Genomic DNA, 11797 nt, shown 5'->3' on the forward strand with positions numbered 1-11797 from the left:
GTTGCTTTGTTTTATAGTTTAGCCAGAACAAAAACAAGTATACTAATCAAAACACAAATCATGAAAATCAAGTATTTTAAATATGCCATTTACATATTCTTATCAGGTATCATAACATTGACTTCTTGTAGTAAAGATGATGAACCTGCTACACCAGAGTCAGAACAACCCATATCTGATATTAATGAAGGAGATGGTATTAGTAAAGAAGATCTCGAAGCAAATAAAGGGGATATTGGGATAATCATAGATGCTCGTAATGTGGCAAAAAAAGGATATTCGCCCGCTACTGCGGAAGTAAAAATTGATGCTACTCAGGGAGAATATTCCAGGAGTCTGGTGTTAAATGAATTTACCAATGTAGCAAGTATCTCATTTCCGATTGAAGATTTATCAGATGCAGCAGTTAATGAGCTTAAAGAAGGAGTTTCTGTTACAATAGATATCAAAGATAAAGATGGAAAAACAATACAAATTGAAACTTTTACAAAAGTCTCTTTTCAAAAAAACGGTACCGCTCTAAAAATATCGGTTAATACATTGGCTGAAAAAAAGAAACCCATATCATTTAATTCAGCAATACCTTATCATTTTCAGGTAGTTGTAGATGGAGAATTATCAAATCTTGGTATTGCTATTTTAAAAAATTCTAGTGGCGATTTTTATTCTAGGTATATTAAAGATGCATTTAATGCAACAAATAAAATAAAAGCACAATATTATCTGTTCCCTGTACCAGGAAAAGAAGCTACATTCTATATTCGTGCAGTAGGGTCAAATCATTACTGGCGAACAATACAAGGTAATATTTATTCTTCTTTTGTATACGAAGAGTTAGCCAATCAAAATCTTGCTACCGAAGAACATGAATTTATTATAGAAACGAATGATGATGGTAGCGTTTACATAAAAAACAACACACATGGATATATTTTAAGATCAAAAAATGCTAATGCTATTGATGGTCATTTCATGAGCACAGGTTCTGAAGACCAATATTACCAACTTGCAAATCTAAGAATTGTCCCAGCTACCATACAATGGAAAATTGATTCTTTTGGAAAAACCGAATTTATGAAACCCATTCTTCCCGCAGCAGAAACCTCTTTTGGGTTTAATAGTACTCTGGTAAACTGTAGTCAAGGAACATTAGAACAAGAAGTCGGAGCAGAAATAAGTGAAGAATCAAGCACAACAATAGGATGGGAAGAATCTATAGAACTCTCCTCAGAAAGCACATATGAAGTATCTGCTTCTGTAGAAGCATCTGCTTCTGCCAAATTCTTTGGAGTTGGAGTTGATGTAACCACAACGGTCTCTACAGGATATAGCGTATCCAAAGGAATGACAACATCTAATACTGGATTTGGTGAAAATTCGGTATCAAAAACTCAAACTTTTTTTAGTAATCGTACCATAGAAGTATTACCAAAAACAGGAGTTCTTGTATATGATGCTTATCAAAGTTATAAAAATGTAATTATACCTTTTGTACAACGCTATCGTGTTCGAGGTACAGATACTTCAACTAACGAAACGTTAACAGGAAATGAAATCGTATCTCAATTCAGTTTTAACAATTTTGATGGAGTAATTACAACAATAGGAAGTGATTTTGTTGAAATAACCGTAAGAGGAACCATGAAACTAGACAACCTTATAGAAACACAAAGTAATGTTAAAGAAGTAACCACAACTTGTGATTAATCTATCCTTGGTTTTTATTTTTAAAGCAGGACTGTATTAAATACAATCCTGCTTTCTTATTTTTGATAAATACCTCTCTCCTATTTATTTTCCTTAATACTAGTATCTGGTTATCATCTATGTATAGCCCCATAGAACTTGCATATGTACTTCTAGAGCTTTGAAATATGCTAAAACAATGATTAACCAAATCAGATTCATAATAATGATGTAACAATACCCCAAGGTAATCGTCCTATACATACACACCAATCATAAATACACATGGGGCACAGTATAGAACAGGATACTCAAATGAAAGCTTTGATGTATCACAAATACGGTTCGTCTGATGTGCTTACCCTAAAAGATATTCTGATACCTACGCCCAAAGATAATGAGGTACTGGTCAAAATTCATGCAACTGCTATCAACTCATCAGATTGGGAACTCCTAAGAGGAAAACCTTTCTTTGCTCGTATCTGGGGCCTTATAAAACCCAAATATCATATTCTTGGTTCTGATATTGCCGGACAGGTTATTGCCGTAGGAAATAAAGTCGCCCAGTTTGAGACCGGTGATGAGGTATTCGGAGATATATTTTTGCATTGGGGAGGTTTTGCAGAATATGTATGTGTAGATCAGGAGTTACTCTTGCCCAAACCTGAAGATATAACATTTGAAGAAGCTTCGGCTATACCACAAGCAGGTGTTGTCGCTCTACAAGGACTTCGTTATAATGGAGAGATTAAACCCGGACAAAAAGTTTTGATCAATGGTGCTGGTGGTGGTGCAGGTACATTTGCGATACAAATCGCCAAATCATTGGGTGCCGAAGTAACTGGTGTAGACAGCGCAAGGAAACTAGACCTAATGAAATCAATCGGTGCAGATTATGTTATTGACTATACTCAAGAAGATGTTACCAAAAACAAACAGCAATACGACTTGATTTTTGATATTGTAGGATGTCGCTCTGTTTTTGATTTTAAACGTATATTAAAACCTAAAGGAGCATATGTTATGGCAGGTGGTTCTATGCGTCGCCTTTTACAAATTCTCTTTTGCGGTCCCTTGATCTCAAAAACCACTGATAAGAAAATGGGATTGCTAATGCATAAACAGAATAAAGAAGATATAAATCATATGCTGGCACTACGTGATGCTGGAAAAGTAGTACCCGTTATTGATAAATGTTACCCATTGTCTGAAGGTATCGAAGCATTTCAGTATTTTGGAGAAGGGCTGGTTCTGGGAAAAATAATTATCACATCTGAAGCCTAAATTAAAAAGAATAAATATATGAAACGAGCAAAATGGTTTGATCGAAAGTTTGACTTCTCTTTTGAAGAAAACATCTTCCCTTTACTACTCAAAAGACTGGAAGAAACACCCTCTGTCATCAAGAATACAATAGATTCCCTAACAAAAGAACAGCTAACCAGTAAGAAAAACGGAAAATGGTCTATCCAGGAAAATATTGGACACCTGATCGATTTAGAACCCATCTGGCAAGGAAGGCTTAATGATATTTTAACCAATAAATTGGAGTTAAGACCAGCCGATCTGCAAAATAAAAAAACAGATTTTGCACAACATAATCTTAGAGATCGTAATGATTTGCTCAATGAATTCTTAGATATTCGTTCTGAAACTGTTAGCCAACTTCACAAACTTACCGAAAAGGAAATCTACAAACATGCATTGCATCCCAGGTTAAAAACACCAATGCGTACCATGGATTTATTTCTTTTTGTTGCAGAACACGATGATCACCACATAGCTGCTATTGAAGAATTAAAGATCGAATAACAGGGTTTAGTATAACACCAAAAGAAAAAGAGTGTATTACCCTTAAATGAATATTTTAGAATAATACATTTTCTAAAATGAATTGATCAAACAGAGCCTTTCTGGAAGTTTGTTTACTTATTTTGATGGTTATATAGGTTTAGAAAAGCTCGGTCCGATACTAATTGATTAATATTTAAAGGGCATAAAAACTGTCAATTCGAGTGAATTTTACGATTAGAATGAGTAAAATTTGTATCGAGAATAGGTTTTTAGCATTGAAATGCTTGTTTTCGATACAAAATTCTTAACAGAATTTCACTCAAACTGACGCATTTCAGATTACTCGAACTCAGGTTAATACATAGCAAACCCGAATTATGTATTAGAAAATCTACTGCACAATCCAGGTTTAAGCTTACTTGAGTCGTTTTTTTATACTACTCATTTTCTTATTCAGTTTTAGAATTTCTTTCATAAGATGCACATTCTCAATACCTCTATATGAAGATGGTCCTGGCGGTGGTGGTGGATCAGGCACTCCTCCCGGTGGTAACCCTCCATCGGGTCCATAAAACTGTGGTTTAAATTTAACCAGAATATCAATTAGTAATTGTGGGTCTTTTTCAAGATCAATAATAGGTCCATGCTTTTTTATAACATCCTTTATAATTTTCTCTTGGTTCTTTACAGAAATAACAAGGTTCTTATCTCTTATATGAGACTTTGATACTTTAGGTATTTTAGAACTTTCGGCTTTTAAATTTTTGATTTTTTTTGTCATATGCGTTTCAATTTTAGAGTTTTTGTCGTATTTCTTTTTGTCTTTCCCAGGTAACCAATGTTGTTTTTTTACCATTAACAATTGGTAATCCTGCATGCAACATATCATAATTACAATTTCCGTCTGGTAGTAAATTATCCCAGACCAATAACCTTCCTTGTTTTGGTTTAACTCTGATGTCTAAATTTTTGAAATGTGTAGCGCCTCCTTTTTTAGGTGTATTGAGATATAACAAATAGGTTTTCTTTCGCTCTCCTGCATAATGTTCCCTCCAGGCTCCGCTATCATAATGATAATCAAACTTACCGTGTTTAGCATATTTTGTCGCTTGCCAATGCTCTAATCTATTCAGGTCCACCTCAAATAATGATTTGATATCGTTCTCTATTTTCTCTACCACCTCTAAAAGGGTATCTGTAAATAACACCTGATCTGCACTTTTACTAACCCGGGTATTGCTAAGATGACTCTCATGTATCCTTGGATCTATTACTGTACTGCGTTTCCAAAAAGAATATTCGAGTTCTTCTAATATTGTAGTACACATCGAGGTAGATAAAAAACCATCAACACACACGATTTTATCTTTTTTTAATATTTCAGCTATTGATTGCTTCATTTTCTATGGCATTATCATACAACTTAAGGTCGATATGTTTTTCGTATTCAATCACTTTTCTATCCAACCCGAGTATAGCATTAGAAGTCATGTTCGTTGTATAGATTATTTTCATTTTATTATAAGACATCTCTTCTTGTTTATACCATGAAGTATGATCATCCCAATGTGGTGTTCTTGTTTTTCTATCATATAAATGCCACCCCAGGATAATATGAGGATGAAACAAGTCATACCCATATGTATACGCTCTAAGGCTTGTTAAAACCTCATCTCCAAAAAAGTAAATCTCTGGATCAAAATGAATTTCTTCATTAAAGAAACCATCAGCAAACAAAAAATGCAATGAGATAAATTGTGCGACAAGTGGTTTTTTAATTTTTTTCCAATGAGGAATAGGATAGCTTGTTAACTTAGTAAGAAGTCCTTTATCCCGTTCTAAAGGATAGATTTTAAGGGGGTATTTCATTCTACCATCGGGTTCATTTTCGGGATCATAAGAAGGGAGATATGCGGTAATAATTGGTTTTTTTACACCTTCTTCTTTTAAGACTTTAAACATTTTTATGGTTTCCTGATCCCAGTCTTTCACAAACCTATGATGAGAATCCAAATACAAAGTATAGGCTTCATTTTTCCATTGTTTTTGAAGTAAATTACGTGCCCAGTTACAACCTTTACTGTCTTTATAGTGAATATCGAGGATTTCGACATTGCCATAGTCAAAAATTTCTTTTTTAAGCTGTTCTTTATTTCCGTGTTGCCATGCAATTACGATTCTAAGTCTTTCGGGATGTTTTGCCTTTTTATTAAGGTCAATAACGGTATTAGACAGTTCCTTATCGCGATATGCAGGTATTTGTATGTATATCTTTTCGAGCATATTACTTTCTTTTTCAGTTATAAGTTTTATCTCCAAACGAGTCATTACAACTAAATTTTTATCAAGATACAATGGGTTCGTCTCTCAAAAAAGGGGGATTTACCTATTAATAGTCAGTGATTTACCCTTTTTAGGTATGATCTAATGTGATGTAACTTTAGGGAGATTGAGGTAGTGGTATGCTCTTTTTGAAATGAGGTTTCTTGCTTTTCCAGACGTGATCCAGAATCTATAATTGAATCAAAATATCTATATAATCATACTACTTCTTTAGTATATTGCACGTGCATCATTTTTTAACTAAAAAAGACTGTTTGTTTAAGCATTTTTCAAATGATTAGGATCAATCAAGAATTATTAGATTTCTTTTCGCAACTATCAGAATCTTCTGCAAGTACTATGGTAAAAGAGAAGAAGTTTATTTCAAAAGAAAAAATTATTATTCAAGGAAAATATGTACCCTCTATATTTATTATAAAAAGTGGTGTGGTAAAATGTTATGTAAATGAAGATAATGGTCGAGACTTTATCCAGGAGTTTTTTAGTACTGGTGAAATCCTCGGAGAATTAGAAATCTTTAATGATGTTATTAGCTTTTGCAATGCAGAAACGATAACAGAGGTTACTGGATACCAGGTTGATGTTAAAGATTTTTATACGCTACTGGAAAATCATCCAGAACTTAATGTATTGTTATTAAAAGCACTAGCCAATAAAGTACGAGATACTGCGATTAGAGCATCCCAACAACAATCATATCCTATAGCCTATAACCTTAAGAAATTAATGAAATTTTCTTCTGATGAAGCTATGGCTTTTTCTAAACAAGATATAGCCGATTATTTAGGAATAACGCTACGTAGTCTTAATAGAGCGCTACATGAGATATCTTAATATAGTTAGTATATTTGATGAAATTATGAGAATCCCGTATGGTTCTCAAAACTTATATATCATCAAAGGTAAACACAAGTATTAAATTATTAAATGGATAACTACGCTATTCTTAGCATTATAAGCTTGATGATTGTATTTATATCATCACTTTTTGCCATCTTCTTATTAACCGTAAAAACCAAAAACAAAACCAGTAATCGTCTTATTGCTGCTTTTCTTATCCTCGTGGCCATCGATATCAGTTCTTTTTTCTACCATCGATTTATAGATATGCCTCTAACGCTAGAAATGATACGTATGGATCTTCCATCTTTTTCAAGTCCGGTGCTTTATCTTTTTGTCTTATCGGTTATCTATATAGATTTTAAGCTGAAACCAAAACATCTGTTACACGGACTTCCATTTGTAATAAGCACTTTGATATTTACACCTAGATTTTATTTGGCAAGCCAAGAAGCCAAACTTTCTTTTATGAATAATTATTTGCTAACTCCAGAATCCATTTCCACTATGATTATTGGTCATATTCAGGTTATAGCATATATCATTGCCATTTTTGTCATCTTAAAAAAGTCTAAGAAGATAATGCTGGAAAACTACTCTAATGCAACCACAGCAAAACATAAATGGTTGTTTCAGTTAAACGTTATTTCTAGTTTCATCTTTGTTGTTAGTACTTCAAAAACGATATTTAAGTTTTATAATGATGATTTCCAAACTGTAAATATTGCCAGAATTATTGTTGTGTTTCTGGTTCTATGCTTTATATGCTGGTTAATTTTAAAAGCATTGTATAATCCAGGTTTTTTTAGAGGAATTGATTCTAAATTACTTCCGGTAGAAAATATGATTACAAAGAATGAAACAGTAATCAATCTCCCAGGCGATAAAGTGATTCAGGATCAAATACAACAATTAAAAACGTATATGATCGACCAAAAACCTTATCTAAATCCTACACTCACTATACAGAATTTGGCAGATGATCTGCAACTACCCGTTAGAGAAGTATCGATTCTGATCAATCATCATCTGGATCAGCACTTTTTTGATTTTGTAAATGAATATCGTATACAACATGCAATGGATATTTTAAAAGATCCTACTAAAAAACAGGTAACTGTTCTCGAAATCTTGTATGAAGTTGGTTTTAACTCTAAATCTTCTTTCAACACTTCTTTTAAAAAATACGCTAACGTCACCCCTACTCAATACAGAAAAAACAACTCATAATCAGAGCTTTGCAAAAAGTCGAACGTTTGCTTGTAAAAAGTCGAACTCATTTTTGGTGATCAAAAGCGTTCGATTATTTTAATCGGTCGCATAGGTTGTATTCAAAAATGATATTTGCTTCATAATTAATCTTAAATATAAAATTGTGATGCGATCTATTTTTATTTCTTTATTGTTTTTATGTCCTTTCTTATGCTTTTCTCAACTAGAAATCAAAGGAAAAGTTATTAGTAAAACAGAAACCATAGCTTTTGCCAATGTTATTTTATCAACGCCCGGTTCTGATGGTACAGTAATTACAGGTGCAATTACTGACGAAAACGGAAACTTCACCCTAATGGCAAAAGAAGGAACTTATACACTGGCAATACGTTTTATGGGGTATACCGAATGGCAAAAAGATATCGTACTAGATAGCGTTGTAGATTTAGGTAATATTACTCTCGAAAGCAGTACTACCAGCCTTGATGAAGTTGTGATTACCAAAACCAAAAAAGTAATAGAACGTAAACCAGATCGTTTGGTGTTTAACGTAGAAAATAGTATTGCTGCCAGTGGCGGAGATGCATTAGATGCTCTTAAAATAGCTCCAGGGGTCACCATCCAGAATAATACCTTGAGTATGATTGGTAGAGGTGCATCACGCGTAATGGTTGATGGACGATTATTACAGCTATCCGGAGAAGAACTAATAGACTTTTTAAATGCCATAGCAGCAAGTGATATTAAGAAAATAGAGATTATTACGAATCCACCAGCTAAATATGAAGCTGCAGGAAATGGTGGACTTATTAATATTGTTTACAAAAAAGGAGCACACAATTCCTGGAAGAATACCACTACCCTGTCCCACAATCAGAATACATACCATTTTACTACTTTACGTAACAACTTTTTTTATAACAAAAACAAATTACGATTTTCTGTAAGTGCTAATGGTACTAAAGGAAATAATAGAGAAATAGAAGAAGTAGATGTGTTTTATCCCAATGGCCCATGGATATTGGATATGGATAACAAGGCAAATAAAGATAATATATCAGGACGTTTATCGGTAGATTATGACATTACAGATAATATTATCATAGGAGCACAATACCTGGGGAATCAAAATACTCCGGATAATGCCGTACAATCTACTACTCAAATTTTTAATGCATCCAATCAATTAGATTCTATATTAGATAATACAGGTTTTTTTGATAGAAAGGTAAAAAGCCACCTGTATAACCTACATATGATTACTACACTGGATACTCTGGATAGAAAAATCTCTTTTGATATTGATTATTTTGATTATGATAATAACCTGAAACAAGACAATGTAGTGAATACGTTCTTACCAAACGGTGAATTTGTTGGGATCAACTATGCAGCTATGAACTTATCGGATCAACGTATCGATAATTTTAGTGCAAAAATAGATGTCGAACACCCTTTTCCATCTGTTAATTTATCATATGGTGGTAAGCTTAGTTTTATCAAAACCATAAATGGTTTACAAAATTTCACTACAGAGACGGGTACTCCTATTTTTGATCCTATAGCTTCCAATCAATTTGAATACACAGAAAATATTCAGGCATTATATGTTAATGCTTCAAAAAAGATCAATGAAAAATGGGAATTTCAACTCGGATTACGAGTAGAAAACACACTTACAGAAGGGTTCTCAGAAACCCTAAACCAAACCAATACGAACGAATACTTAAAGTTTTTTCCGACAGCCTATATATCATATCAAAAAAATGATGAAAACGTATTTTCTCTTAATTATGGAAGACGTATTAACCGACCAGGTTTTAGGAATTTAAATCCATTCAGAATTTATGTGAATAGTAATAGTTTCTCTGAAGGAAATCCATTTTTACAACCTTCATTTACAGATAGTTTCGAATTTAATCACACCTACAATAATACACTAACTACCAATGCTTTCCTTAATGTTACCACTGATGGTTTTGGTACTATTTTCACTGCAGATCAAGAAACCGAGGTACAAGCTGTGATACGAGAAAACTATTATAAAAGTTATAATTGGGGAGTTGGTGAAACATTCTCTTTTAATACGCTCCCTTGGTGGAAAAGCCAGAACCAGGTATATGTTCTTGGATACAAAACTGTGATTGATAATAAAATAAACGCTAATGCCGAAGATGGATTTCAGCTTTATTTTTCTACAAATAATACGTTTACATTAGGTAAAAACACCAAATTACAAGTTAACTTTTTATATAATTCACCACATAAAGCTAACTTGTTTGATATTAGTGAAACCTACAACCTAAATCTAGGAGTAAAACAAAGTATGTTTAAAGATAAACTACAGCTTTCGGTATTGGTGAATGACATATTAGATACATCAAGTTATAGTAGGCTAGCCTCTGTAGTAAATGGTATAGAATCGGTATATGCTCAAAATTATAGCCCTCGATTTGCCAGAATATCACTATCCTATACATTTGGAAATAATAAAATAAAGAGTAAACAAAGAGGTTTTGGAAATGATGAGGAAAGAAACAGAAGTAACTAATGAGTACATCTTCCTATTGTACCATTTTTCATTAACTCATTCAAAATCAATAATGTTGTTGGATCTCCATGTTGTGCTAAACGATTGATAACTTCTTCAAGATGTTTACTATCCTTTACATGAAACTTCATTATTAAACAGTCTTTTCCGGTGACTCTGGTGCATTCCACCATTTCAGGATACGCATCTGCATCCAGTGCATCGGTAAAAGACTGAAAATTGATTCTATTTACACTCATCATAATGAATGCAGAAAGAGACCATCCCAGTTTAGCAGGATTTACCTGCATTGTATATCCTGTGATCACTTCTGTATCTTCCATACGTTGTACTCGCTCTGCCACAGCAGATGGAGAAAGCCCCACTACTCTACCAATATGTGCAAATGGCAAGCGTGCATTTTTTTGTAATAATTCTAAAATCTTCCAGTCTAAATCGTCTTTCACCATAATCATTGGTTTTTAGTTATAATTAAGATATATTCTCCAGAAAAAACAAAGATAAGCCAATGATTTGTTTTCTTAGTCTCCTTTCTTTCGTATAATTTTGAATCAAAATCTAATACAATCCTATGTTTGGCATTCTCAATTTTGGAACCTTTATTTTAGCAGGAATACTGCTTAACCTCACACCTGGAGCAGATACTATGTATATTTTAGGGCGTAGCATTTCACAAGGAAAAAAATCTGGAGTGATCTCTGCTCTGGGGATATCTTCGGGAGCTCTTTTACATTGTCTTTTTGCAGCACTTGGGTTATCTATTCTATTAGCAAAATCTGCTACTGCATTTAGTATCGTTAAATATGCTGGTGCTGCTTATCTTCTATATTTGGGAATTAAATCATTGTTAGCAAAATCAACAGCTATTGCTGAAGTAATTAAGAGAAAAGATACAACACAAAACTACTTAAAAGTATACATGTCAGGTGTTTTAACCAATCTACTTAATCCAAAAGTTGCTCTCTTTTTTCTGGCATTCTTACCACAATTTATTAATCCTGAGTATGCAAAAAGTGCCATTCCTTTTCTAATTCTTGGGTTTACTTTTGTAACTACAGGCACAATATGGTGTATGATATTGGCATTCTTTTCTGCCAAGCTGGCAAACAAGATCAGAGGGAACAGTAAAGTGAAGTTTTGGATGGATAAAACCACAGGAGTTCTCTTTATTTTACTAGGAATCAAATTAGCCTTAAGTAAAAAATAATACTTCAGATAAGTATTAAAACTTTTCATAACAGCATGTAAACAATTCTTAAAAAAGAATTAAAATCTAGAAAAAAAGTAGGGTATCGTATAAGTTAACCGTTGTATAATTAAGAGAAAGTAATTAGCTTTTGAGAATAAAGTTGGATATGTTGTTTTCTCATA

At 33.1% G+C, this 11797-nt stretch carries 11 protein-coding genes; 7 read left to right on the top strand and 4 right to left on the bottom strand.

Annotation, left to right across the window (positions count from 1 at the left end; translation table 11 throughout):
- Positions 1–60: 60 nt before the first annotated feature.
- The 3 genes from Z054_RS0107185 to Z054_RS0107195 all read left to right on the top strand — a co-directional run bounded on the left by Z054_RS0107185 (position 61) and on the right by Z054_RS0107195 (position 3498).
- Positions 61–1707, top strand: a complete 1647-nt coding sequence (locus Z054_RS0107185) for a hypothetical protein (RefSeq protein ID WP_152538486.1) — start codon at positions 61–63, stop codon at positions 1705–1707.
- A 264-nt stretch (positions 1708–1971) separates the two neighbouring features.
- Entirely contained in the window at positions 1972–2970 is a 999-nt protein-coding gene (locus tag Z054_RS0107190; RefSeq protein ID WP_241461397.1) for an NAD(P)-dependent alcohol dehydrogenase, read from the top strand.
- An 18-nt stretch (positions 2971–2988) separates the two neighbouring features.
- On the top strand, positions 2989–3498 hold the full coding sequence (locus tag Z054_RS0107195) for a DinB family protein (protein ID WP_024769406.1): 510 nt from the start codon (positions 2989–2991) through the stop codon (positions 3496–3498).
- Positions 3499–3895: 397 nt separating this feature from the next.
- Here Z054_RS0107195 and Z054_RS0107200 read toward each other — a convergent pair whose 3' ends face one another.
- The 3 genes from Z054_RS0107200 to Z054_RS28035 are packed head-to-tail and all read right to left on the bottom strand — an operon-like array spanning position 3896 to position 5808.
- Positions 3896–4261 (bottom strand): hypothetical protein, encoded by a 366-nt coding sequence (locus Z054_RS0107200; protein ID WP_152538487.1) that lies wholly within the window; start codon positions 4259–4261, stop codon positions 3896–3898.
- 13 nt (positions 4262–4274) lie between these two features.
- On the bottom strand, positions 4275–4880 hold the full coding sequence (locus Z054_RS29985; RefSeq protein ID WP_024769408.1) for a prolyl hydroxylase family protein: 606 nt from the start codon (positions 4878–4880) through the stop codon (positions 4275–4277).
- Positions 4861–5808, bottom strand: a complete 948-nt coding sequence (locus Z054_RS28035; RefSeq protein ID WP_024769409.1) for a GlcNAc-transferase family protein — start codon at positions 5806–5808, stop codon at positions 4861–4863. Before Z054_RS28035 ends, Z054_RS29985 begins: the two co-directional genes overlap by 20 nt.
- A 288-nt stretch (positions 5809–6096) precedes the next feature.
- On the opposite strand from Z054_RS28035, the gene Z054_RS0107215 reads away from it, so the two are divergent.
- The 3 genes from Z054_RS0107215 to Z054_RS0107225 all read left to right on the top strand — a co-directional run bounded on the left by Z054_RS0107215 (position 6097) and on the right by Z054_RS0107225 (position 10426).
- Positions 6097–6657, top strand: a complete 561-nt coding sequence (locus Z054_RS0107215; RefSeq protein WP_024769410.1) for a Crp/Fnr family transcriptional regulator — start codon at positions 6097–6099, stop codon at positions 6655–6657.
- Between the two features lie 93 nt (positions 6658–6750).
- Positions 6751–7893, top strand: coding sequence for a helix-turn-helix domain-containing protein (locus Z054_RS0107220; protein ID WP_024769411.1), 1143 nt, complete (start codon positions 6751–6753; stop codon positions 7891–7893).
- Between the two features lie 148 nt (positions 7894–8041).
- Complete coding sequence (locus tag Z054_RS0107225; protein WP_024769412.1) at positions 8042–10426, top strand: TonB-dependent receptor domain-containing protein; 2385 nt, start codon at positions 8042–8044, stop codon at positions 10424–10426.
- Here the strand turns inward: Z054_RS0107225 and Z054_RS0107230 are convergent.
- Positions 10423–10875 carry an Lrp/AsnC family transcriptional regulator gene (locus tag Z054_RS0107230; protein ID WP_158237279.1) on the bottom strand — a complete coding sequence of 151 codons (453 nt, stop codon included), beginning with the start codon at positions 10873–10875 and terminating at the stop codon, positions 10423–10425. The genes Z054_RS0107225 and Z054_RS0107230 overlap by 4 nt on opposite strands.
- 122 nt (positions 10876–10997) lie before the next feature.
- Between Z054_RS0107230 and Z054_RS0107235 the strand changes: the two genes are divergently transcribed.
- Positions 10998–11633 (top strand): LysE family translocator, encoded by a 636-nt coding sequence (locus Z054_RS0107235; protein ID WP_024769414.1) that lies wholly within the window; start codon positions 10998–11000, stop codon positions 11631–11633.
- Positions 11634–11797: the final 164 nt, after the last annotated feature.

The sequence above is a fragment of the Aquimarina macrocephali JAMB N27 genome, from assembly GCF_000520995.1.
GTDB classification, from domain to species: Bacteria; Bacteroidota; Bacteroidia; order Flavobacteriales; family Flavobacteriaceae; genus Aquimarina; species Aquimarina macrocephali.